We start from the raw sequence: 23,071 nt of genomic DNA, 5'->3' as shown, positions 1-23,071 counted from the left end.
CCATGCTGAACAACCACCGGCCCGGAGCGGGGAAAGGCCGTGCTACGTTCGGCGAATGTCCGATTCCGTCGCTCTCGACCCGGTCGATCTGGAGATTCTGCGCCTCCTGCAGAACGACGCCCGGACCACGTACCGGGAGCTGGCCGCCGCCGTCGGCGTCGCCCCCTCGACCTGTCTGGACCGCGTAGCACGACTGCGCCGCGGCGGGGTAATCCTCGGCCATGCGCTGCGCATAGATCCGGCCAAACTCGGAAGGCCCCTTGAGGCCCTTTTGTCAGTCCAAGTCCGGCCGCACAGAAGGGAGTTGATCGGTCCGTTCGTGGAGCGCGTCCGGGCCCTGCCGGAGTCGCGGGCCCTGTTCCACCTGACCGGCCCCGACGACTACCTCGTCCACGTGGCGGTCGCCGGGACCGCCGACCTCCAGCGGCTGGTGGTGGACGAGTTCACCTCGCGCCGGGAGGTGGCCCGGGTCGAGACGCGGCTGATCTTCCAGCAGTGGACGTGCGGCCCGCTGCTGCCGCCCGGCCCGGCGGCGTGAGCCGCCGGCGGCGCGGGGCGGATATGCGATGACGCGGCGGGGGCGGCCGTACGAGGATGTGCCCCATGTCCGATGCCACGAAGAACGCGCCCCTGCCCCGGCAGGTCGCCGACGCCCATGTCGACGCCCTGGTCGAACTCGATCCGATCCTCGGCACCTACCTCGGCCTCCCCGAAGGCTCCGACCGGCTCCCCGACTTCTCCCCGGAGGGCCAGGAGGCCCGGGCCGACCTGTGCCGCACCACCCTGGAGCGGCTCGCCGACGCCGAGCGGCGTCCCGGCGGCGACGGTGACGTCGAGCGGCGGTGCGCACGCCTGCTGCGCGAGCGGCTGACCGCCGAACTCGCCGTGCACGAGGCCGGCGAGGGGCTGCGCGCCGTCAGCAACATCCACTCCCCGCTGCACTCGGTGCGCAGCGTCTTCACCCTCATGCCGACCGGGACCGACGAGGAGTGGGCGGCCCTGGCCCGGCGGCTGCGGGCGGTGCCGGCGGCGCTGGAGGGCTACCGCGCCGCGCTGGAGACGGGCCTGGCCAAGGGGCTGCCGGCCGGCCCCCGCCAGGTGACCACGGTGATCGGACAGCTCGGCGAGTGGATCGGCGAGGGCGGCGGGAAGAGCTGGTTCGCCGCCCTCACCGCCGACGGGCCCGAGGCACTGCGCACCGAGCTGGACAAGGGCGCCGCCGAGGCCACCGGCGCCGTGGCGGGCCTGCGCGACTGGCTGCGCGACACCTGCGCCCCGGCCGTCGCCGGGGCCCCCGACACCGTGGGCCGCGAGCGGTACCGGCGCTGGGCACGTTACTGGAACGGCACCGACCTGGACCTGGAGGAGGCGTACGCGTACGGCTGGGAGGAGTACCACCGCATCCACGCCGAGATGCGCGCCGAGGCCGAGAAGGTCCTGCCCGGTGCCGCGACCCCCTGGGAGGCGCTGCGCCACCTCGACACCCACGGCCGGGCGATCGAGGGCGTGGAGGAGACCCGGGTGTGGCTCCAGGAGCTGATGGACGAGGCGATCGAGAAGCTGGACGGCACGCACTTCGAACTGGCCGAGCCGGTCCGGCGCGTCGAGTCCATGATCGCCCCGCCGGGCAGCGCCGCCGCGCCGTACTACACCGAGCCGTCGCTGGACTTCTCCCGGCCGGGGCGCACCTGGCTGCCGACGATGGGCGAGACCCGCTTCCCCGTCTACGACCTGGTCACCACCTGGTACCACGAGGGCGTTCCCGGCCACCACCTCCAGCTCGCCCAGTGGACCTACGTCGCCGACCGGCTCTCCCGCTACCAGACGACGGTCGGCATGGTCAGCGCCAACGCCGAGGGCTGGGCGCTGTACGCGGAGCGGCTCATGGACGAACTCGGCTTCCTGGACAGCCCCGAGCTGCGGCTGGGCTACCTGGACGCGCAGATGATGCGCTCCACCCGGGTCATCGTGGACATCGGCATGCACCTGGAGCTGGAGATCCCCGCCCACTCCCCCTTCCACCCCGGCGAGCGGTGGACCCCCGCCCTGGCCCAGGAGTTCTTCGGCATGCACAGCGGGCGCCCGGCCGACTTCGTGGAGAGCGAGCTGGTGCGGTACCTGGGCATGCCGGGACAGGCGATCGGCTACAAGCTCGGCGAGCGCGCCTGGCTGGCGGGCCGCGAGGCGGCCCGCGCCGCCCACGGGGACGCCTTCGACGCCAAGAAGTGGCACATGGCCGCGCTCTCCCTGGGGTCGCTGGGGCTGGACGACCTGGTGGCGGAGCTGTCGGCGCTCTGAGCACCGCGTGACACCCCTGTGGGGGCGCGCAGACGCAACCGCGCGCCCCCACGGGTCCGGGCTTCCTTCCGGCCTTCGCTCCCACCGCACCGGCCGCGCTCCGCACGATCCCCATCACACGTCCGCGGGAAGCCCCGAATCCATTGCACCACCCCCGTGTTGCCGCCGTGTTTCCCTTCCGTTGCCGCCGTGCGGGGGCGGGTGCGCGGGCGCGGCGGACGGCCCGCGCCCACCGCCGTGCCGCCGTTCCGTACGCCGTCGTACCGGGTGGTCACCGGTACGGCGGCAAGCTGACCATTTCCCCTCCCCCACATCCGTCGCACGCCTACGCTGCTGTCGCACGCGAACCGTGATCCTTTCGGTCGGCCCCCACCCGACGGCCGGACCATTCCTTCCCGCACCGATGCGTCCGCGAGGAAAGTTGATGACCGATATAACGACCGTGGCGAGCCTGCTCGGCTCGGGCCTGGCTGTGGCCCTCACGCCGGTGGCGGTGCGCCAGTCACGCCGGATCCGCGAGCTGCGGGCGCAACTGTCCGACGCACGCTCGGGGAGCCTCGCCCGGGACGCCGAACTGGCCCGCCTGGCCGGGGTGACCCTGCCGGCGGCCGTCCAGGCCGTCAGCGACCAGCAGCCCGTGCCGGACCTTCCGCCGGTCCCCGCGGAGCTGGCCGGGACGCAGTTCGCGCGCCACCTCCACGACCTCCGGACCCTGGTCGTACACGCCCTCACCGACGCCGAGGGCCGCACCGCGCAGATGACCCAGACGACGCTGCTGTCCGTGGCCCGCACGCTCCAGGCGCTGGCCAACAAGCAGCAGATGGCCGTCACCGACATGCTCCGCAAGCACGACTCGCCGGAGGTGCTGGGCGACCTGCAGGTGGTCGACCACGCCACCGCCCAGATCCTGCGCCGCGCCCAGGCCGTCACCGTGATGTGCGGCTCCTACCCGGGCCGGCAGCACAACGCCACCCCGCTGAGCGACGTGGTGCGGGGCGCGGTCAGCCGCATCCTGGACTTCCAGCGCGTCAAGGTCTTCCACGACGAGGGCGACCGCGCCGTCGTGGGACGGGTCGTCGAGGGACTGGTGCTCGCGCTCGCCGAGCTGCTGGAGAACGCCACCCGCTACTCGCACCCGGACACCAAGGTGCTGGTCCAGTTCGAGCGCGCGCACAACGGCCTGTCCGTCGTCGTGGACGACAAGGGCGTGGGCCTGCAGCCCGGCGAACGGGAGCGGGCCACCCGGCTGCTGTCGGGGGAGGGACCGGTCAGCATCACCCGGCTCGGCGATCCGCCGAAGTTCGGTTTCGCGGTGATCGGCCTGCTCAGCGCCCGGTACGGGTTCGAGGTGTCGGTGACCAAGTCCCCCTACAGCGGGGTGCGGGCCGTGGCGTTCCTGCCCAGCGCGCTGCTCACCGACTCCACGCCGACCCAGCCGGTGGCCACCGCCGGCCCCGACGTCCCCCGGCCGGGAGCCGCCGTGTCCGGCCCCGCGGCCGTACCGGCGGCGGCACCGGCGGGGACGACGGGGGAGACGACCGCCGGCGGGCTGCCCAAGCGGCGGCGGTACGCCGTGGAGGCGCCGCTCGGGCAGCAGCCCGCCGCGCGGTCCGCCCCGCCGGCGCCCGGTCACTCGCCGCGGCAGTCCGCGGCCACGCTGGGCGGCTTCGCCCGTGCGGCGCGCGCCGCCCAGCGCTCCACGTCGACGCCCGAAGGGTCCGAAGGGAACAGCGAGACATGATCTTCGACAACGAGAAGCTGGCCTGGATGCTGGGACAGCTCATGGACCAGCCCGAGGTCTACGACGCCCTGCTGGTGTCGGGGGACGGCCTGGTCCGGGCGTGCACCCCGGGCCTGGACCGGGACACCGCCGAGCAGATGGCCGCGGCGCTGGCCGGGGTGCAGGCCACCTCCAGCGCCAGCGCGCGGCTGTGCCGGTCCGAGCCCGACTCCTGGGAGCAGAGCCTGACGCAGTTCCGCGACGGGTACGTCATCACCATCCGCGCGGGGGACGGCAGCTTCCTGACCACCGCGACCTCCGGCTCCGCGGACGTGGAGGCGATCAGCTTCCGGATGCACCAGCTCGTGGCCCAGCTCGGCGGCCAGATGACCAGCGAGCCCCGCCACGACACCGGCAGCCCGACATGACCCCCCGCCGCGTGCGCACGGATCTGGTCCGACCGTACGTCATCACCGGCGGCCGTCACCAGCCCAGTCGCAACACCCACTCCCTGGACCTGGTCACCCTGGTCACCGCCACCGGCGACCGGCCCGTGGGGGAACTGGAGCCGGAGCAGCAGAAGATGGTCCGGCTCTGCCAGGGCGGCTACCTGTCGGTGGCGGAGGTCGCCGGCCACGTCCGGCTCCCCGTGTCCGTCACCACGATCCTGCTGGCGGACCTGATCGACAGCGGCCACGTGGTCGCGCGCAAGCCCCCGCCGATGGCCCGGCCCACCGACCTCGACGTCCTGGAGAAGGTTCTGGATGGTCTCAACAACATCCTCTGACAGCGGCATCTATGTGCGCGACACCGTCGAGACCACCGCGAAGCTCCTGGTCGTCGGGCCGTTCGGGGTCGGCAAGACCACGCTGATCGGCACGGTCAGCGAGATCGAGCCGCTGCGGACCGAGGAGGTCATGACGCAGGCCGGCGCCCTGGTGGACGACCTGCGGGGCATCGAGGACAAGAAGACCACCACGGTCGCGATGGACTTCGGCCGGCTCACCCTCGCCCCGGACCTGGTGCTGTACCTGTTCGGCGCCCCCGGCCAGCAGCGCTTCACCCAGGTGGCGCCGGTGTGGCGGCAACTGGTCCACGGCGCCTACGGGGCCCTGGTGCTGGCCGACACCCGGCGCCTGGACTCCTCCTTCGCCTCGATGGAGATGGTGGAGCGGCACGGCCTGCCGTACGCGGTCGCCCTCAACGTCTTCCCGGACTCCCCCTCCTTCCCGGACGACGAACTCCGCGAGGCCCTCGACCTGAAACCCGAGACCCCCCTGATCAGTTGTGACGCACGGGACCGGGCCTCCGCCGCGCGGGCGCTGATCGCCCTGGTCAAGCACGTCCACACCTACTACCAGGAGCACCTTCCGTGACGACCCCGCCTCCCGGCCCGGCCGCCGTCCCGCCGCCGGGCTGCCCGGCCCACCACGCCCCCGGTGGCGCCCCCGGCGGCCTGCCCGCGCTGTACGGCCCCGGGTTCGCCGCCGACCCGGACGCCACCTACGCCGGACTCCGCCGCCGGGGACCGGCCCACTGGGTGGAACTCGCCCCCGGCGTCCCGGCCATCGTGGTCACCGACTACACCGCGGCGCTGGAGGTGCTGCGCAGCTCCCAGTTCAGCAAGGACGCCCGCCGCTGGACCGCCCTGGTCCAGGGCCGGATCCCCATGGACAACGAGGTCGTCCCGCTGATGGGCTTCCGGCCCAGCCTGCTGTTCGCCGACGGCGACCGCCACCTGCGGCTGCGCAAGACCGTCGACGACGCCCTGGCCCGGGTCGACTCCTACCGGCTGCGGTCCTTCGTGCGGCGCAGCGCGGCCAGGCTGATCGACGAGTTCGGCCCGGCCGGTTCGGCGGACCTGGTCTCCCAGTACTCCCAGCGCGTTCCGGCACTGGTGTTCACCCAGCTCTTCGGCTGCTCCGACGAGCAGACGGAGCGGATGGCCGTGGCCTGCGGCCAGATGATCGACGCCGAGCCCGCCATCGCCCAGCGGGGCAGCGAGGACCTGGCCCGCTGCCTGGCCGAACTCGTCGCCGACAAGCGCCGCTCCCCCGGCGCCGACGTGACCTCCTGGCTGCTGCACCATCCGCTGCGGCTGTCGGACGAGGAGATGCTCCACCAGTTGGTGGTCCTCATCGGCGCGGGCACCGTTCCGCAGTCGGCCTGGATCTCCAGCGCGATCATGCTGCTGCTGACCGACGACCGCTTCGCCGGCGACCTCTCCGGCGGCAGCCTGACCGTCTCCGACGCGCTCAACGAGGTGCTGTGGGAGCGGTCCCCGATGGCGAACTTCTGCTTCCACTACGCCGTCGGCGAGTACGACCTGCGCGACGACTCCGGTGCGGGCCTGCGAATTCCCCCGGGAGTGCCGGTGCTCATCAGCCACGAGGCCGCCAACTCCCAGGTGGCGCGCGAGCTCACGGTGGACCGCCGGGCCGCCAACCACGCGCACCTGGCGTTCGGCGCGGGCCCGCACGTGTGCCCCGCCCAGGGCCTGTCGGAGATCATCGCCGATGTGGCGATCGAGACGCTGCTCGACGTGCTGCCCGACCTGACACTGGCCGTTCCGGCCGCGGATCTGACCTGGCGTCACGGACCCTTTCACCGTAGCCTGTCGGCGCTGCCCGTGACCTTCCCCGCACTCTCCGCACCCGTGCCCCAGTCCGCACCCGCACCCGGGTCCGTGCCCGCGCCCGCGTCCGTCACGCCCGATCCGACCTCCGGAGGCCAGCCATGGAATCCCCCGACGTCCTCGTCTCCGACGCCCCCGCCCGGGACGTCCACGTCCTCGACCCCACCGGCCGCGACCTCCACGGCGAGGCGGCCCGGCTCCGTGCCAGGGGGCCGGCGACGCGGGTGGAGCTCCCCGGCGGCGTGGTTGCGTGGTCGGTGACCGGATACGAGTACGTCAAACGGCTGGCGGGGGACCGCCGGGTCTCCCGCGACCCCCGGCAGCACTGGCCCGAGCTGGAGCGAATACCCCAGGACTGGGCCCTCAACGTGTGGGTGCGCGTGGTGAGCGCCTTCACCAGCTACGGCGCCGAGCACCGCCGCCTGCGCAACATGATCGCCCCGTCCTTCACCCCCCGCCGCACCGAGGCGCTGCGTCCCCGCGTCCAGGGGATCGTCGACCGGCTGATCGCCGAGCTGGAGACCGTCCCGCCGGGGGAACCGGTCGATCTGCGCGCCCGGTTCGCGTACCGCATCCCCACCGAGGTCATCTGCGACCTGTTCGGCGTCCCGGACGACCTGCGCGCCTGGACGCTCCGGGCCATCGACGCCGTCCTGGACACCGCCGCGAGCCCCGAGCAGGCCCGGGCCGACTACGCCGACCTGTGGGCCTGCATGCACGCGCTCGCGGAGGCCAAGCGCGCCGAGCCGGGCGAGGACATGACCAGCGACCTGATCGCCGCCCGCGACGGGGACTTCCGGTTCGACGAGGAACAGCTCATCAGCACCCTCATCCTGATGATCGGCGCCGGCAGCGAGACCGCCGTCAACCTCATCGCCAAGGCCGTCCTCGCCCTGCTCACCCACCCCGACCAGTTCGCCCTGCTCCGTTCCGGGAAGGCCACCTGGGACGACGTGATCGACGAGACGCTGCGCCTCGACGGACCGATCATGCACATGCCCCTGCGGTACGCGGTGGAGGACATCGACCTCGACGGCGTACGGATCCGCAAGGGCGACGCGATCATCCTGGCGTTCGGCGCCGCCGGCCGTGATCCCGCCCTCAACGGCGAGGACGCGGACGCCTTCGACCTCACCCGCACCGAGCGGGAGCACCTGGCGTTCGGCTACGGGGTGCACTACTGCCTCGGGGCGCCCCTGGCCCGGCTGGAGGCCTCCATCGCGCTTCCGGCCCTCCTGGACCGCTTCCCCGGCATCCGGCTGGCCGTCGAGCCCGGTGAGCTGGTTCCCCAGCAGTCGTTCATCGCCAACGGCCACCAGTCGCTGCCCGTCCTCCTCACGCCGGCCGCTTGACCTGCTGAATCGTTCCTGCCGAGTCGTTCCGCCGACCGTCGCCGGGCGCGGGCCCGGCGGCGCCGGTGGAACGCCGGTGGAGCGCCGGCGGGGTCAGGGGGCGCGGTGCACCGGCACCACGGCGCACCGCCCGGCCGTCACCCGGTCCTCGGTACCCGGTGGCGGATGGCCGAGCCGGTGCGGGTCTTGACCACCTCCAACTGGACCGGGATGCGCTGGCGCAGGTCGGCGACGTGGCTGACGATGCCGACGCTGCGGTCGCGTTCCCGCAGGGAGTCCAGCACGTCCAGCACCTCGTCGAGCGTCTGGTCGTCCAGGCTGCCGAATCCCTCGTCGATGAAGAGGGTGTCCAGGCGCAGCCCGCCCGCCTCCTCGGTGACCACGTCGGCCAGGCCGAGGGCGAGGGCGAGCGAGGCGAAGAAGGTCTCGCCGCCGGAGAGGGTGGCGGTGTCGCGTTCGCTGCCGGTCCAGGCGTCGATGACGTGCAGGCCCAGACCGGAACGGCCCCGCCCGGAGCCGCGGGCGTCGGAGTGGACCAGGGTGTAGCGGCCGCCGGACATGTGCGCCAGCCGGGTGCTGGCCGCGGCGGCGACCTGTTCCAGACGGGCGGCCAGGACGTAGGACTCCAGGCGCATCCTGCGCTCGTTCTCCGCCGAGGTGCCGGCGGTGAGGCCGGCCAGCCGGACCACCCGGTCGCAGTGCTCGCGCAGCGGGGCCAGCGCGCGGGCGTCGGCCAGGGCGCGGGCGGAGAGCCGGTCGAGTTCGGCGCAGCGCCCGCGGGCCTCGGTGTCGGCGGCGGACGCCGCGTTCAGCCGGGCGACGGCCGCCGCCAGCTCGGTCTCGGCGGCGGCGACCCCGGCGGGCGGGAGGGCGGCGGCGTCGGCCAGTTCGGGATCGGCGAGCTCGGCCGCCACGGCCGCCTCCTCGGCCTGCCGCTCGTCCAGGCGGTGTTGCAGGGTGCGCTGCTCGTGGTCGGTGAGGAGGGCGTCGGCGGCGGCCTGCGGGGTGTCGAACCCGGCGCGCCAGGCGGCGTCCGCGAGCCGGGCGTCGGCCTCCTTGAGCCGCAGCGCGGCGTCCCGGGCCGCGGTGGCCGCCTCGGCGGCGGTGGCCAGCAGGCCGGCGAGGCGCTCCAGTTCGCCGGCGCGGTGGGCGACGGAGACGGCCCCGCCCCGGGCCCGGGCGAGCTGCTCCTCCAGTTCGGCGCGCTCCCTGAGCAGCGCGTCGCGCGTGGAGGCGCGGGAGGCCGTACGGCGTTCGGCCTCCTGCCGGGCGGCGAGCCTGCTCTCGTACTCGCGTTCGGCGCGCTCCAGGGCGGCGCGGGCGTCGGCGGCGTCGGCGGCGGCCCGGCGCGCGTCGGCGTGGCCGGCCTCCAACGCGGCCACCTCGTCGGCGAGTTCGGCGGTGGGCGCCTCGCCCGCCTCCTCCCGGGCCGCGGTCAGCCTCTCCCGGACGGTGTCCAGCCGCCGCTCGGCCCGCCGGTGCGCCTCCTCGGCCCGCCGGTGGTGCTCCAGGGCCGTCTCCTCGGCGTGCCGGTCGACGTGTTCCGCACCGGGGCGGGCCGGGTCGGGGTGGTCGGGCGAGCCGCACACCATGCACGGTGTGCCGTCGGCCAGTTCCCCGGCGAGTTCGGCCGCGATGCCGTCCAGCCGCCGGGCCCTGACGTCCAGCCAGCGCTGCTTGGCGGCCAGGGCCCGTTCGTGGGCCGCCAGCAGTTCGGCGCGGGCGGCGGTCTCCTCGGCGGTGAGGTCGTCGCGGCGACGGGCGGCGGCCAGGCGGCGACGGGCGGTGTCCAGGCGCCGGGCGAGCTGCTCGGCGCGGGGCGCGGCCTCGGCGGCGGCGTCGACGCGCCGCTGGTGGGCGGCGCGGACGGTCTCCCAGCCGGCCAGCCACTCCTCCGTCTCGCGCAGCAGTTCCTCGTCCGAGCCCGAATCGCGGTCCAGGGCGGCGAGTTCGGCGGCCAGCCGGGCGCTGCGCTCCTCGGCGCGGCGGGCGGCGCCGAGGGCGCCCAGCTCCTGGCGGGTGGCGCGTTCGAGCTCGGCGAGCCGTTCGGCGGGGGCCTGGGCCAGGTCGCCGGGCAGGTCGGCGCGGGCCCGCTCCTCCGCGCGGGTGGCTCGGCGGAGTTCCGCCTCGGCCCGCTCGCGCTCGTCCAGGACGGGCGCCACGGTCTCGGCGGCGCGGGCCCGTTCCAGCCGGGTGCGGTCCCGGCGGTGCTCCTCCGCCCGGTCGGCCAGGGCGGCGGCGCGCTGCCGGGCGGCGGCGTGCCGCCGCTGGCGGCGGTCCAGCTCGCGGACCTCCTCCAGGTGCCGCTGGGCGGCGGCGTGGGCCGTCTCGGCGAGGCGGCGGGCCGCGGCGGTGGCGTCCCGCCGTTCCCGGGCGGCGCAGCGGGCCAGGGCGGCCCACTCCAGCACGGTGTCGGCCAGGCCCGGGTCGCCGGGCGAGAGGTCGCCGAAGGGGTCGCCGCCCGGGCCGGGGTCCCCGGCGGCCTGCCGCATGCGGTGGGCCAGGGCGAGCAGCCGCTCGTCGGCGTCGCGGACGCGGCGCTGCGCGGCGGTGCGCTGCTCCGCCAGGTGCTGTTCGACGGCGGCGAAGCGATGGGTGTCGAACAGCCGGCCGAGCAGCTTGGCGCGGTCCTCGGCCCCGGCCCGCAGGAAGCGGGCGAAGTCGCCCTGGGGCAGCAGGACCACCTGGCAGAACTGCTCGCGGCTCATGCCCAGCAGGTGGGTCAGCTCCTCGCCTATCTCCTGGTGGGAGCGGCTGAGGGCCTTCCAGGTGCCGGTGGCGGCGTCGTACTCGCGCAGCCAGGACTGGGCCTTCTCGGGGGTCAGGCCGGTGCCGCGCTTCTTGGGGCGGAGCTGCTCGGGCTGCCGGGTGACCTCCAGGCGCCGCCCGCCGACGGTGAGGTCGAGGACGACCTCGGTGCGGGTGTCCGGATCGGCGTGGTCGCTGCGCAACTGGCGCTGTCCGGGCCCCTGGCGGGCGCCGGGCACGCCCCCGTACAGGGCGTAGCAGACGGCGTCCAGCACGGAGGTCTTGCCCGCTCCGGTGGGGCCGTGCAGCAGGAACAGCCCGGCGGCGGACAGCTCGTCGAAGTCGACGGTCTGGGTGCGGCCGAACGGCCCGAAGGCGGTGACGGTGAGCCGGTGCAGTCTCATCGGGGCGCCTCCGTGCGGGCCTCCTCGGCGCGCACGGCGTCCAGCGCCTCGCCCAGCAGGGCGCGCTCGTCGTCGGTGGGGCCGTGCCCGCCCCGTACATGGGCCACGAAGCCCTCCACGATCTGCTGGTCGGTGCGGTCGCGCAGCCGCCGCCCGTAGGAGACGAAGGGGTCCTCCGGCGGGCGTTCGGGGTCCAGGACGAGGGTGAGGACGTGGGGGAAGCGGGTGGCCAGCCTCGCCATCGGCTCGCGCGGGCGGACCGGGTCGGTGAGGGTGGCCTCCACCCACGCCTGCTCGTGGCGCTCCAGGGCTGGGTCGGCGAGCAGGTCCTCCAGCCGTCCGCGGATGCGGGCCAGCGGGCGGGGCACCGGGCAGTCGATCCGCTCGGCCGCCACCTCCCCGCCGGGCCCGAGGTCGACCAGCCACATCGACTTGCGGTGGTGGGCCTCGGAGAAGGAGTAGGCGAGCGGCGATCCGGAGTAGCGGACGCGTTCGGTGAGGGTCTGGCAGCCGTGCAGGTGGCCCAGCGCCACGTAGTCCACGCCGTCGAAGATCCCGGCGGGTACGGAGGCGACGCCGCCGACGCTGATGTCCCGCTCGCTGTCGGACGGTTCGCCGCCGGTGACGAAGGCGTGCGCGAGGACGACCGAGCGGGTGCCGGCCGGACGGGCGGCCAGGTCGGCGCGCACCCGGTCCATGGCGGCGCCCAGCACCGCCGCGTGGCCCGCCCGCTCCACCCCGAGGGCGTCCTTCACCAGGGCCGGTTCCAGGTAGGGCAGCCCGTAGAAGGCGACCTCGCCATGGGCGTCGGAGAGCACGACGGGGGTGGCGCAGGCGGCGGGGTCGGTGCGCAGGTGGACGCCCGCCCGCTCGATGAGCCCGGCGCCGACGCCCAGCCGGCGGGCCGAGTCGTGGTTCCCGGAGATCATGATCGTCGGCACGCCGAGGTCCGCGAGGCGGTGCAGCGTGTCGTCGAAGAGTTCGACGGCGGCGAGCGGCGGCACCGCCCGGTCGTAGACGTCCCCGGCGACGAGCACCGCGTCGACCCGTTCCCGGCGCGCCGTCTCCACGAGGTGGTCGACGAAGGCCGCCTGGGCGGACAGCAGGTTCACCCGGTGGAAGCTCCGTCCCAGGTGCCAGTCCGAGGTGTGCAGCAGTCTCACCAGCCGCCTCCGCCCCGCACGTCTCTCCCTTCCTCGCCCCCGCCGGTCGTGGTCTGGATTGTGGCATGTCCCGGACGGCGGTCCGCCCCGTATGGGGGAATCCGGCCGTCAGCGGCCCAGGCAGTCGACGAACCGGACCCGGTCCGCGGCCCCCTCGGCGAAGTCCTCCGGTCCGTGGTCGGCGAAGGCGCACATGTCGTAGCGGACGACCGGACGGCCTCCGCCCTCCCCGTCCGGCCGGAACAGGTGCCGTCCGGAGAGCCGGCAGGAGTCGTAGCGCACCAGCGGGCCGTTCGCGGTGAGGCGGTAGCGGTGCGGGCGGGACCCGGGGGCGAAGGACTTGAAGGAGTTGGAGGTGTCGTCGCAGTCGTTGAAGTGCACCGTTCCGCTGTCCCAGGCGCAGTCGATCACCACGGTCTCCGGGTGGCGGATCTCGAAGCGGATGTCCTCGGCGTGGAAGCGCTGCACCGAGTCCAGGTGCTCCTCGCGCGGGAAGCGGAAGAAGGTGCTGGTGCGGCCGTAGTCGGCGGTGTCCCGCGGGCGGCGGCCGGTGACGATGTAGGAGCCGCCCCGGCAGGTGATGGAGCCCCCGTAGGGGAACTCCAGGAAGTTGCCCCACTCGTACTCCACCTTCATGTCGTTGAACCAGTAGTTGAGGAACTGGTCCTGCTGCTCCGGGTTCCGCGACCGGCGCGACAGCCCGGAGTACAGGAACGCCCTGCGGTAGGCGCCGCCCACCCGGCAGGCGTCCCAGCGCATCTCGGAGTTGGTGTTGCTGCCGTCGAGCGCGAGGCCGTACGTCCACTCCCCCAGCCACTCGCACTCGGTGAACCGGTAGTCCTGGGCCTGGCCGGTGGAGTACGAGTAGAAGAAGGAGGCGCCCGGGGTGCCCGAGCGGAACCCGATGCGCTCGAAGGCGACGTTCGCCCAGGAGTTCTCGTTGCGGCACAGGTACGCGTCCTCGGCCCGGTCCGGGGCGAAGAGGATCTGCGTCATGCGCTTTCCGGCGCCCGTGAACCGCAGGCCGTTGGCCTTGAGCCGGCCCTCCGCCGCGTCGATCAGGGCGTTGGGCTCGCGGACGAGGTACGTGCCGGCCGGCAGGTGGACGACGGTGCGGCCGATGCCGTCCCACACCCGGCCGGCCGCGTACCGGTAGGCACGGGCGAGGGCGCGGCTGTCGTCGGTCCGCCCGTCGCCCCGGGCGCCGAAGTCGGCGACGACGTCGACGGTGTCCTTCCCCCGGGGTCTGCGGCCGGTCACGGCCGGGACCGCCCGGGCCGCGTCCGCCGGTGCCGCGCCCGGTGCGTCGCAGCCCGCCAGGCCCGCCGCCAGCGCGGTGGCCGTGCCCGCCGTCAGGAGCGTCCGGCGGGTGTGGCCGTCCACTGCTCGGGAGGGGGGTTCGCCTGCCATGATGTTGCTCCTTCGAACGTCATGTCGGGGAATTCCGTGTTCCGTGGGGGTCAGGTGGGGGCGATGGGTCGGTTCCGGTACGCGATCGGGCGGTTGTCCGCGGCGCAGAAGCCGGGCAAGGGGGTGTCGCTGTACTCGCGGTACGTCAACCGGCCCGCCGGCCGATTACTGGCCGCGGCGGCCTACGGCGCACGGATGACGCCCAATCAGGTGACGGTGGCCAGTGCGGTGTGCACCTTCACCGGGGTGGGGCTGCTCGCCGTCCTGCCGCCGTCGTACGCCCTGGGGGCGGGAGTGTTCGCCGCCCTGGTGGTGGGCTTCGCGCTGGACTCCGCCGACGGGCAGCTCGCGCGGCTGACGGGACGGGGCAGCCCGGCCGGGGAGTGGCTGGACCACGTGGTGGACTGCGCGAAGATGCTCGCCCTCCACATGGCGGTGCTGGTCTCCTTCTACCGCCACTTCGACTTCTCCGATCCCCGGTACCTGCTGGTGCCGGTCGCCTTCCAGTTCACCGCCGTGCTGATCTTCTTCGGCGGCGTCCTCACCGAGCAGCTCAAGCGGAAGGCCGGGGGGCCGGCCGCCGCGGCGCCGCCCTCCACCCTGCGGTCGATCGCCCTGCTGCCGGTGGACTACGGGCCGTTCTGCGCGGTGTTCCTCTTCCTCGGCGACCGCGGGGTGTTCACGGTGCTGTACTGCGCGCTGCTCGCCGTCCAGGCGCTGTTCCTGGTCGCGTTCCTGGTGAAGTGGTACCGCGAGCTGTCCGTTCCGGCCCGCTGAGGCGCTCCGCCGCCCCGGGTCCGGCCGGGTCCGGGGCGGCGGAGCGCGGAGCGCCTCAGGCGGACTCGACGAGCCCGTCGAGCGCCCGGCGCAGCAGGGTGCTGGAGGTGTGCACGGTGTAGGGGAAGTACACGACCTCGACCCCGACGGTGGCGAAGTCCCGTTCGAGCCTGTCGCCCTTCTCCGTGCCCCGCCAGTCGTCGCCCTTGAAGATGACGTCGAAGCGCACCTGGTGCCAGGTCTCCAGCTTGTCGGGCACCGTCTCCACGAACGCCGCGTCCACGAAGCGGATGCTGCGCACGATCTCCAGCCGCTCGGTGAGCGGGACGACCGGCGCCCGGCCCTTGGCCCGCTCGGCCATCTCGTCCGACACCACGCCCGCCACCAGGTAGTCGCACCGGCTCCTGGCGTGCCGGAGGATGTTCAGGTGCCCGACGTGGAACAGGTCGTAGACCCCGGGCGCGTAGCCCACTCGGTGCGTCATCCGGATTCTCCTCGGCTCACGGCAGGCTGTCGGCGGTCACGTACAGGGGGCCGTTGCGGCCCGAGAGGTTGGTGCCGTCCGTGACCTCCAGCGAGTACCGGTGCGTCGTCCCGGGCTCCACGGTGTCGGTGTGACTCATCGTGGGCCGGTCCCAGTAGCGGGAGTCCTGCTCGATGGAGGTCAGGTACTCGCCGTCCCGGTAGAGCCGGTAGGTCAGGACTCCGTCGTCGCGGTCCCACGCCGCCCGCCAACTGAGCGTGATCTTCCCCGGCGCGTCACTGGTGCCGCTGAAGGCCGGGACCTGCGGGGCCCCGGTGTCGGGTGCCGCCGCGAAGCGGGTCAGCCCCTGCTGGGGCTGGTCGTTGACGGTGGTGAACTCGCCGCCCGTCCACAGGATTCCGTCCGCCACGACCATGGTGCGCGGGCCGACCTTCTCGCCGATGCCGCCGTTGGTGTCCGGGAACCACGGGAGGATGGTCTTGTCGGCGATCGACTGGGCCAGCAGGTGCTGGCGGTTCTGGTGCTCGGGGAAGCCGCCCGGGGTCGAGCCGCAGTCGTGCGCGTGGGAGCCGCTGTAGAGCACGCCCTGGTGGGGGACGACGGCCTGGGTGGCGCCCAGGCAGGTGTCCTTCCACAGCATCGCGCCGTCGGACAGCCGTCCGGCCGCGCGGCCGTCGAAGACCCCGCCGCCGGTGCCCTCGGCGCCGAGGTAGAAGTTGGTGCCGTCGTTGACCAGTGCCTTGACGGCGGAGCGGCGGGGGATCCACCCGGTGAAGGTGTCGGTGATCCGCCCGGTGGTCGCGTCCAGGCCGACCAGTCCGTGCACGCTGTTCAGCAGGCTGCCGTTGACCGAGGTGAACCGGCCGCCGATGATGACCTTGTTGAGCTGCGGGGCGACGGTGATGGCGTTGATGCCCGGGGTGGGGTCGTTGGAGATCGAGGAGCCCCGGACGGTGACCTCGAAGGGCAGCAGCCGGCTGTCGGGGGTCAGGGCGGCGACGCGCTCGCGCGTCTGGTCCTGGACGGTGGTGAACTGGCCGCCGATGTAGACGGCGGTGTCGGTGACGTCGATGGCCCGGACCACCGAGGAGACCGCCGGCTTCCAGGCGTCGCCGATGGTGCAGTCGGCGGTGTTGAGGCTGGCGGTGTTGGACCGGCCCACTCCCCCGGCGCTTCCGAAGGAGCCGCCGATGTAGAGCACGGAGCCGTCGGGCGAGGCCTTCATGGCCCGGACCGTCTCCGTTCCGCCGGTGAACTCCGGCGCGCACGGCAGCGGTTCGCCGGTCACCGCGTCGAAGGCGGCGAAGTTCTTGCGCGGCAGCTCACCGGTGCCGGGTGGCGCGCCGGGCGGGCGGATGTGCTCGAACGTCCCCCCCGCGTAGACGACGCCCCTGGCGTAGGCCAGGGTCCATACGATGCCGTCGGTCTGCCAGGTGTCCAGCGGGTCGGCGGTCAGGGTGGGCTCGCCGGCCGCCTGGGCCGGTCCCGCGGCCAGCGCCAGCGGGGACAGGCCGATCACGGCGGCTGCGAGCAGGGCTCTGACGGGTCTTCTTCTGCGCATGGATTCCCCCCTGGAAACACATGAGCGAACAGGAACGGACCGGGAGGAGGGAAAGTGCACGCGGTGCGTGGTACGCGCAGTGGCCACCCCGTGTTCATCGCGACTTCTTTCCGTTCCCCTTGCGCAGTGCCTGGAAGAAGTCCCCCACCCCCAGCGGCACACGATAGCGCCACAGGGCCAGCCCGAAGGCGCACATGGCCAAAGCATTACCCAGCACCGCTCCCCCGGCCGTGTCGCCCAGCAGCGCGCGGACGCCGAACACCACCGGGGCGACCACCACCAGGGCCACGGCGGCGGCGTGGAGGTAGCCGCGGTCGACGGTCCTGAAGCCCAGCCGGTGGCGCACCAGCAGCGCCGAGGCCACGTTGTCCACCACGATCGCCAGCCCCCAGGCCAGCGCCGCGCCCAGCACCCCGTACCGCGGCACCAGCCAGACGCCGAGGCCGAGCTGGACGGCGAAGCCGGTGCCGGCCACCGCGAGGTTCCAGACGCTGCGGCCGGCCATGAGGATGACGGTCTGGGCGTTGCCGACCCCGACGTTGACCACGCAGGCCGCCGACAGCACCGCCAGGGCCGCCGCGCCCTCGTCGAAGCCCGGCCCGAACAGGGAGAGCACCGTGCCGGGGAAGGCGGCGAGGGCGGTGAACAGCGGCCAGGAGAACAGCACGATCCACCGCGTGGACAGCCGGTGGAGGTGCCCCGCCTCCGCCGTCCGGCCGCCCGCGAGCAACCGGCTGAGCTGCGCGGCGAACGCCAGCCGGACCGCGAGCTGCAGGAGCGTGCCGGCGGTCACCAGACGGCCGATGGCGGTGTAGACACCGGCTTCGGAGCTGGTGCCCAGCGCCGACAGCAGGATCACCCCGATCCACACGGAGGTGATGTCGAAGACCGAGGACAGGGCACGCGGCCCGGCGAAGGACCAGAACTCGCCGGGTCCGGCGGACGGCCGTGCCCCCGGTGCGCCGGGGTGCGCCGCGCGCGCCCGGCGCAGCGCCGCCCAGGCGGCCACCGCGCCCAGCAGCGCCGGCGCCAGCCAGGCCGCGGACAGCGCGAACACGCTCGGCGCGAGCAGCGCCAGGGGCAGGGCGATCACCACCCGCAGCACGGGCTTGCCCATCTGCTCGACGCCCACGAAGGGCACCACCGAGCCGTAGCCCCGGGTGGCCCCGAGCAGGACCAGCGACACGGTCGCCACCGGCAGGAGGACCGCGAACAGCCGCACCACCGCCAGTGCCCGGTCCTCGGGGAGCCCGGGCAGCAGCCAGGCCGCCGACGCGGGGGTCAGGAGCACCGCCGCCGCGGCCGCCGTGCTCGCCGCCAGGGCGGGCGGCACCGCGGTGCGCAGCAGGGCGGGCACCCCCGCACCGCCGGTGAGTTCCAGGTCGCGGGAGACGAAGCGCACCAGCGCGGTGTCGGCGCCCAGCTTGCAGGCGTTGCTCAGGATGGTGAACGCGGCCACGCCGGCGAAGACCGCGCCGGTGCCGTGCGCGCCGAGTCCGTGCGTGACGACGGCGACCAGCAGGAAGCCGAACAGGGCGTTCACCCCGGAGCCCAGGAAGCCGAACCAGCCGCCGCGCACGGTCGCGGTGACCTCCCGCGTCCCGGCTCCGGGCGCGGTGCCGGCGGCGGGGCGGACGCCGGTCACGCGCGCAGGGTGGTGTCGTCGCCGGTGCGCCGGTACCGCCCGTACGAGCCGTAGGCGGTGTCGGGCCGGGCGCCGGACGGATCCGGCGCGGCCTGCTTCAGCGGCATGGTGTCCTCGGGGTCGCCCGGCAGGTCGCCGGGGGTGTCCGGGGCGCCGTCGCCGGTGCGGTCCGGACCCCGGCCCGGCCACCGGCGGCTCCGGCCGCCGTGGTGGAGCACCGCGCCCAGGAGGTGCCCGCCGGCGGAGGCGACCAGCTCCCGCACCCGCTCCAGGTCGTCCCTGCGGGTCGCGTCCGGGTCGCAGACCACCAGCACGCCCCGGACGAGTCCGGCGACGGCCGTGCCGTCGGCGTGGGACAGCAGCGGCCGGGTGAGGACCACGACGTACTCGTCCCGGCCGTCCGGTCCGGTCAGCAGGCGCGCGAGCGCCGGGGAGTTCAGCGCCCGCGCGGCGTCGGGCACCCGGCGCCCGGGCAGGAGGGTCAGGGCCCCGGCGGTGCCGGCGTCCACGGCGAGCCGGGCGCCGCCGGGCCAGTCGCCCGCGGACTGTCCCCGGTCGGCGCCACGGTCGGCGCCCCGGCCGGTGCCGCGTCCGGCGCCCCGTACCGGGAGGCTCCCGGCGAGCCGCGGCGAGCGCGGGTCGGCCTCGACCAGGAGCACGTCGCGGCCGGTCTCCGCCAGGGCGGCGGCCAGGTTGACCGCGGTGGCGGCGGCCTCGGCGTCCTCCCCGGGGGAGACGACCAGCAGGCTGCCGGGCTCCGCGAGCCGCTGGTGGCGCAGCATCCGCAGGGCGATCGTCCGGTACGTCTCGGCGCGGTCGCCGTCGCGGGAGGGCCCGACCTCCAGCCCGGCCTCCGGGGTGCCCGCGCCGCCCCGCCGGCGCGGCAGGGTGCCGAGCACCGGCGCGCGCAGCGCGCCGCGCACCTCGTCCGCGGACCGCGCCCACGGGTCCAGGAGGGCGCGGATCCAGGCGGCCACCAGGCCCGCGGCCAGGCCGACGACCGCGCCGACGACGAGCAGCACGGCCGTCCCCGGGCCGGACGGGGCGTCGGGCGCCTCCCCCTCGCGCACCACCTCGCCGGGGGTGGTGTCCAGGGACTTCAGGCCGGTGATGCGCCCCTGGAGGTCCGCGATCCGGGCGGTGAGGACCTCGCGTTCGGACTCGGCGGCCTGTCCGGTGGAGCCGCCGGGCGCGCCGGCGATCCGCCGGTCCAGTTCCCCGCGGCGGTCCAGGAGGGGCTTCAGCTCCTCGGTGAGCCTGGTGACGGTGGTGTCGATGCGCCGGGCGGCGGCGTCCTCGCGGTGCTCCAGATAGGCCCGGACGAAGGCGTTGACCCGCTGCGCCGCCCGTTCCGGCGAGTCCGCGGTGTACTCGAACTCCAGGACGTGCGTCTCGGGGGGAGTGCTCACCCGCAGCCCCCGCAGGAGGCCGGCCGGGTCGTTCCCGCCGCCCAGGGCCTCGGCGGCGCGGTCGGCGACCGCCGCGCTCCGCGCGATCCGCCGTTCGGTGCCCATGCTGAGCTGCTTGTCCGCGGACACCCCGCCGCCGTCGGGGGGTGCGGTGCCGATGGGCCGGACGACGACCTCGCCGGTGGCGGTGTAGTCCTCGCCGCCGAGGGTGGAGACGGCCCCACCGACGAGGGCGCCCAGCAGCAGGCCGAGCGCGATGACGGCGCGGTGGCGGAAGAGCCGGCGCAGTTGGTCGCGGAGCTGGTCGGGCTCCTGCGGTGAGTGGTCGAAGGCGCTCACGTGCGTGCTTCTCCTGTGGGCAGGGGTGGGGGGCTGGTCCGGTGTGCGGTGTTCGCGGGTACGGGTACGGGTTCCGGTTCGGGTGCGGGCCCGGATTCGGGCCCGGGTGGCGGCGCGGAGGGCGGCGGGGAGGCCCGGCGCCCCGGTCCGCCGCTGATCAGGAGCGGCACGACGAGCAGCAGGGTGAGCGGCCCCATGACGAACATCAGGCTGCCGCGCAGCAGGATGATCTGGTAGAAGCCGAACGCGGGGACGACCAGCGCCGCCAGGGTGCCGCCGCGTCCCCGCAGCCGGTGCCGGATGCCGTCGATCCGCCGGCTGGCGGCTCCCAGCAGGCCGAGGACCGCGGCGACCCCGGGGAGCCCCGCCCAGATGTAGCTCTCGACCCACACGGGCGAGGAGAGGTTCTGGAAGGAGTACCCGGCGTGCCGGGCGAGCAGGATGCCGGCGTCCTCGGGCTTCCCCGGCCACCTGTCGCGCGGCACGAAGAACAGCGGGGGTCCCAGGGCGGCGCTCGGGGCGTGGCCGTCCTCCCGCACGTAGTCCACTCCCGTCGCGATCTGCTGGAAGGCGTCGTAGTCGCCGTTGGAGGTGAACTGCTCGGCGAGCGAGACCACCTCGATCGGTTCGCGCTCGTCGGTGCGGAAGTAGTCGCCGTAGGGGAAGACCACCAGCACCGCGGCGGTGACGGCCGCCGCCCCCGCCCGGAAGGCGCGCGGCCGGCGCAGTGCGGCGGTGCTGAACAGGAGCGTCAGCAGCACCGTCCCGGCCCAGAAGCGGGGCTGGCTGACGGGGTTGTTGACCACGGCGTTCAGCGCGAGCAGGACCGGCAGGAGGATCCACCGCAGCCCGCGCAGGGTGCGGTCGCCGCCCTCGGTCCGGGGCACGTGCACCAGCGCTGCCAGGGCCCAGAACGCCGGGACCGACAGCACCCACGCGGCCAGGGCCTGGTTGGCCGTCGCGCTCGGCGCCCCCTGGGCCGCCGCCTCGTTGACGGCCTGGCGGCTCTGGAAGAACACCGACAGGCCGCCCTGGGCGGGGATCAGATAGGCGGCCAGCAGCAGCGCGATCCCGCACAGCAGCAGCACGCGCGGCGGCGCCACCCGGCGGGCGAGCAGCGGTTCGAGCACGGTGGAGGCACGGTCCGGCCGCCGCCCGGCCAGGGCCGAACCGGCGCTGTAGGCCAGCAGCCCGGTCTCCACCACGACCACGGCCGTGAAGGCGGTGCCGGTGTCGATCGCGAAGCCCCACGGGTAGGAGTCGGTCGCGAGCATGGCCAGCGGCGCCAGGCCCAGCCAGACGTAGCAGAAGAGCCAGAAGCCGAGGGCGACGACCCGGATCCGCGCGTCGGTCAGCACCCGGGCCAGCGCCGTTCCGGTGTGGGCGACGACCACGCACTGCAGGGCGAGCGCGGCGCCGGTACGGACGTCCTGCCCGTACAGCACCAGCGCGGGCAGCAGCAGGACGAGCAGGACGGCGCACAGGCACAGGGCGACGGCGTCGCGCGGCTCCCCGCGCTCCGGGTGCCCGGCGGGGCGGGCCGGTTCCCTCTCGGGCATGGCCGGGTCTCCTCCTCCCGTCCCCCGGCCGGCCCCGCGGCCGGCGGGGCGGGGGTGGGCGGGATCGTGTTCGGGCCCGCGTCCCCGCCCGTTCCGGGTCCGCAGGCGTCCGTGGACGCCTACGATGACCGCAACTTCGGAGGGGGGACGACGGTGCAGGACTTCTTCGCGGGCCGGTGCGTGCTCGTGGTCTCGACCAACTACGCGCCGGAGCACGCCGGGATCGGACCGTACTCGACGCAGATCGCCGAGCACCTGGCCGCCTCGGGTGCCGAGACCCACGTGCTCGCCGGGATGCCCCACTATCCGGCGTGGCGCGTGCACGAGGACTACCGCGGCAGGTGGCGGATGCGCGAGAGCCGCGAGGGGGTCGCGGTCCACCGCCGCCGGCACACCGTACCGGCCCGCCAGACCGCGGTGCGACGGGGGCTGTTCGAGGCGAGCTTCCTGGCGCACGGCGCGCTGGCACCGCCCCGGGTCCGCCCCGACGTGGTGCTCAGTCAGATGCCCGGCCTGGCCGGGGGCGTGCTGGGCGCCCGGCTGGCGCGGCGCGCGGGCGTGCCGCACGTGGTGGTGGTCCAGGACCTGATGGGGGCGGCGGCCGGGCAGAGCGGGATACGCGGCGGCGGCCGGGTCGCGGCGCTGGCCGGGAGCGTGGAGGGCCGGGTGCTGCGCGCGGCGGCGGTGGTCGGGGTGGTGCACGAGTCGTTCACGGACCGGGTGGTGGCGATGGGCGTGCCGCGCCAGCGGGTGCGGGTGGTGCCCAACTGGACGCACGTGCGCGCCCCGAGCGGCGACCGCGCGCGGACCCGGGCCCGGCTGGGCTGGTCCGGGGAGGAGACCGTCGTCCTCCACTCGGGCAACATGGGGCTCAAGCAGGGGCTGGAGGTCCTGGTGGAGGCCGCCCGGATCGCCGACCACGAGGGCGGCGGGACGCGGATCGTGCTGATGGGCGACGGCCACCGGCGCGAGGCCCTGCTGGCGCTGGGCGAGGGGGTCCGGTCGCTGTCCTTCCTGCCGCCCGCGGACGCCGGGGAGTTCCCCGAGGTGCTGGCCGCCGCGGACGTCCTGGCCGTCACCCAGAAGGCGTCGGTGCTGGACATGAGCCTGCCGTCCAAGCTGACCTCGTACTTCACCGCCGGCCGGCCGGTGGTGGCCTCCGTCGCGGCCGGCAGCGGCACCGCGCGGGAGGTGGAGCGCTCGGGCGCCGGGGTGGTGGTGGCGCCCGAGGACCCGGAGGCCCTGCTGGCGGCGGTCCGCTCGCTGGCCGCCGACCCGGAGCGCTGCGCCGAACTGGGCGCGCGGGGACGGGAGTACGTCGAGCGGCGGCTGAGCCGCCGGGCCGGGCTGGAGCGCGTCACGGGTCTGCTCCGGGAGGCGCTGGACGCCGGGTGACGGGGGGCGGCGCGGCGGGCCCGGCCGCCGGTGGCCCCTCACCGCGCACCGGTCCGGGCGGTGGGCCGGGCGGTGGGCCGGACGGCGGACCGGTACAGCTCCTCCAGCCGGTCGGTCACGGACGCGATCGCGTACTCCTCCTCGACGGCGGCGCGGCCCGCGGCGGCGGCGC

General features: G+C 74.9%; 18 protein-coding genes. 10 read left to right on the top strand and 8 right to left on the bottom strand.

Annotation, left to right across the window (positions count from 1 at the left end; genetic code table 11):
• Positions 1-55 precede the first annotated feature (55 nt).
• The 8 genes from VE546_RS09115 (at position 56) to VE546_RS09080 (ending at position 8,005) form a co-directional block, all read left to right on the top strand.
• Entirely contained in the window at positions 56-538 is a 483-nt protein-coding gene (locus tag VE546_RS09115) for an Lrp/AsnC family transcriptional regulator (RefSeq protein ID WP_324920494.1), read from the top strand.
• A gap of 65 nt (positions 539-603) precedes the next feature.
• On the top strand, positions 604-2,298 hold the full coding sequence (locus VE546_RS09110) for a DUF885 domain-containing protein (RefSeq protein WP_324920493.1): 1,695 nt from the start codon (positions 604-606) through the stop codon (positions 2,296-2,298).
• 424 nt (positions 2,299-2,722) lie between these two features.
• Complete coding sequence (locus VE546_RS09105; protein WP_324920491.1) at positions 2,723-4,039, top strand: ATP-binding protein; 1,317 nt, start codon at positions 2,723-2,725, stop codon at positions 4,037-4,039.
• Positions 4,036-4,446, top strand: coding sequence for a roadblock/LC7 domain-containing protein (locus VE546_RS09100; protein WP_324920489.1), 411 nt, complete (start codon positions 4,036-4,038; stop codon positions 4,444-4,446). The genes VE546_RS09105 and VE546_RS09100 overlap by 4 nt, the downstream gene beginning before the upstream one ends.
• An 11-nt stretch (positions 4,447-4,457) precedes the next feature.
• Positions 4,458-4,805 (top strand): DUF742 domain-containing protein, encoded by a 348-nt coding sequence (locus tag VE546_RS09095; RefSeq protein WP_414720435.1) that lies wholly within the window; start codon positions 4,458-4,460, stop codon positions 4,803-4,805.
• The gene (locus VE546_RS09090) at positions 4,783-5,394 is read left to right on the top strand and encodes a GTP-binding protein (RefSeq protein ID WP_324920486.1); all 612 of its coding nucleotides are present in this window, start codon (positions 4,783-4,785) and stop codon (positions 5,392-5,394) included. Before VE546_RS09095 ends, VE546_RS09090 begins: the two co-directional genes overlap by 23 nt.
• Positions 5,391-6,914, top strand: coding sequence for a cytochrome P450 (locus tag VE546_RS09085; RefSeq protein ID WP_324920484.1), 1,524 nt, complete (start codon positions 5,391-5,393; stop codon positions 6,912-6,914). The genes VE546_RS09090 and VE546_RS09085 overlap by 4 nt, the downstream gene beginning before the upstream one ends.
• Positions 6,911-8,005 (top strand): cytochrome P450, encoded by a 1,095-nt coding sequence (locus tag VE546_RS09080; RefSeq protein WP_324920482.1) that lies wholly within the window; start codon positions 6,911-6,913, stop codon positions 8,003-8,005. Before VE546_RS09085 ends, VE546_RS09080 begins: the two co-directional genes overlap by 4 nt.
• A 137-nt stretch (positions 8,006-8,142) precedes the next feature.
• Here VE546_RS09080 and VE546_RS09075 read toward each other — a convergent pair whose 3' ends face one another.
• The 3 genes from VE546_RS09075 to VE546_RS09065 form a co-directional block, all read right to left on the bottom strand.
• Entirely contained in the window at positions 8,143-11,157 is a 3,015-nt protein-coding gene (locus VE546_RS09075; RefSeq protein ID WP_324920481.1) for an SMC family ATPase, read from the bottom strand.
• On the bottom strand, positions 11,154-12,320 hold the full coding sequence (locus VE546_RS09070; protein ID WP_324920479.1) for an exonuclease SbcCD subunit D: 1,167 nt from the start codon (positions 12,318-12,320) through the stop codon (positions 11,154-11,156). Before VE546_RS09070 ends, VE546_RS09075 begins: the two co-directional genes overlap by 4 nt.
• 108 nt (positions 12,321-12,428) lie before the next feature.
• A complete protein-coding gene (locus VE546_RS09065) occupies positions 12,429-13,730 on the bottom strand; it encodes a glycosyl hydrolase family 28-related protein (RefSeq protein WP_324920477.1) in 1,302 nt (433 codons plus the stop codon).
• 63 nt (positions 13,731-13,793) lie between these two features.
• On the opposite strand from VE546_RS09065, the gene VE546_RS09060 reads away from it, so the two are divergent.
• Positions 13,794-14,507, top strand: coding sequence for a CDP-alcohol phosphatidyltransferase family protein (locus VE546_RS09060; protein ID WP_324920476.1), 714 nt, complete (start codon positions 13,794-13,796; stop codon positions 14,505-14,507).
• A gap of 55 nt (positions 14,508-14,562) precedes the next feature.
• On the opposite strand, the gene VE546_RS09055 is transcribed toward VE546_RS09060, so the two are convergent.
• The 5 genes from VE546_RS09055 to VE546_RS09035 all read right to left on the bottom strand — a co-directional run bounded on the left by VE546_RS09055 (position 14,563) and on the right by VE546_RS09035 (position 21,504).
• Positions 14,563-14,991, bottom strand: coding sequence for an adenylyltransferase/cytidyltransferase family protein (locus tag VE546_RS09055; RefSeq protein WP_324920474.1), 429 nt, complete (start codon positions 14,989-14,991; stop codon positions 14,563-14,565).
• 16 nt (positions 14,992-15,007) lie between these two features.
• Positions 15,008-16,552, bottom strand: a complete 1,545-nt coding sequence (locus tag VE546_RS09050; RefSeq protein WP_324920472.1) for a fibronectin type III domain-containing protein — start codon at positions 16,550-16,552, stop codon at positions 15,008-15,010.
• Positions 16,553-16,646: 94 nt separating this feature from the next.
• Positions 16,647-18,197 carry a lipopolysaccharide biosynthesis protein gene (locus VE546_RS09045; RefSeq protein WP_324920470.1) on the bottom strand — a complete coding sequence of 517 codons (1,551 nt, stop codon included), beginning with the start codon at positions 18,195-18,197 and terminating at the stop codon, positions 16,647-16,649.
• Positions 18,194-19,945: a lipopolysaccharide biosynthesis protein gene (locus VE546_RS09040; RefSeq protein ID WP_324920468.1), complete on the bottom strand. Its 1,752-nt coding sequence runs from the start codon at positions 19,943-19,945 to the stop codon at positions 18,194-18,196. Before VE546_RS09040 ends, VE546_RS09045 begins: the two co-directional genes overlap by 4 nt.
• Positions 19,942-21,504, bottom strand: a complete 1,563-nt coding sequence (locus VE546_RS09035) for a hypothetical protein (protein WP_324920466.1) — start codon at positions 21,502-21,504, stop codon at positions 19,942-19,944. The genes VE546_RS09040 and VE546_RS09035 overlap by 4 nt, the downstream gene beginning before the upstream one ends.
• A gap of 186 nt (positions 21,505-21,690) precedes the next feature.
• On the opposite strand from VE546_RS09035, the gene VE546_RS09030 reads away from it, so the two are divergent.
• A complete protein-coding gene (locus VE546_RS09030; protein WP_324920555.1) occupies positions 21,691-22,899 on the top strand; it encodes a glycosyltransferase in 1,209 nt (402 codons plus the stop codon).
• The last annotated feature ends 172 nt before the right edge of the window (positions 22,900-23,071 follow it).

The organism is Streptomyces sp. (genome assembly GCF_035644915.1).
Taxonomy (GTDB): domain Bacteria; phylum Actinomycetota; class Actinomycetes; order Streptomycetales; family Streptomycetaceae; genus Streptomyces.
The sequence above is the reverse complement of the archived record's forward strand: the minus strand, read 5'-3'. Positions and strand labels throughout refer to the sequence as shown.

Bases quoted from the DNA above. Each gene is read 5' to 3' on its own strand.
- VE546_RS09115 (WP_324920494.1), top strand. From the start codon at position 56: ATGTCCGATTCCGTCGCTCTCGACCCGGTCGATCTGGAGATTCTGCGC.
- VE546_RS09110 (WP_324920493.1), top strand. From the start codon at position 604: ATGTCCGATGCCACGAAGAACGCGCCCCTGCCCCGGCAGGTCGCCGAC.
- VE546_RS09105 (WP_324920491.1), top strand. From the start codon at position 2,723: ATGACCGATATAACGACCGTGGCGAGCCTGCTCGGCTCGGGCCTGGCT.
- VE546_RS09100 (WP_324920489.1), top strand. From the start codon at position 4,036: ATGATCTTCGACAACGAGAAGCTGGCCTGGATGCTGGGACAGCTCATG.
- VE546_RS09090 (WP_324920486.1), top strand. From the start codon at position 4,783: ATGGTCTCAACAACATCCTCTGACAGCGGCATCTATGTGCGCGACACC.
- VE546_RS09075 (WP_324920481.1), bottom strand. From the start codon at position 11,157: ATGAGACTGCACCGGCTCACCGTCACCGCCTTCGGGCCGTTCGGCCGC.
- VE546_RS09065 (WP_324920477.1), bottom strand. From the start codon at position 13,730: ATGGCAGGCGAACCCCCCTCCCGAGCAGTGGACGGCCACACCCGCCGG.
- VE546_RS09060 (WP_324920476.1), top strand. From the start codon at position 13,794: ATGGGTCGGTTCCGGTACGCGATCGGGCGGTTGTCCGCGGCGCAGAAG.
- VE546_RS09055 (WP_324920474.1), bottom strand. From the start codon at position 14,991: ATGACGCACCGAGTGGGCTACGCGCCCGGGGTCTACGACCTGTTCCAC.
- VE546_RS09050 (WP_324920472.1), bottom strand. From the start codon at position 16,552: ATGCGCAGAAGAAGACCCGTCAGAGCCCTGCTCGCAGCCGCCGTGATC.
- VE546_RS09035 (WP_324920466.1), bottom strand. From the start codon at position 21,504: ATGCCCGAGAGGGAACCGGCCCGCCCCGCCGGGCACCCGGAGCGCGGG.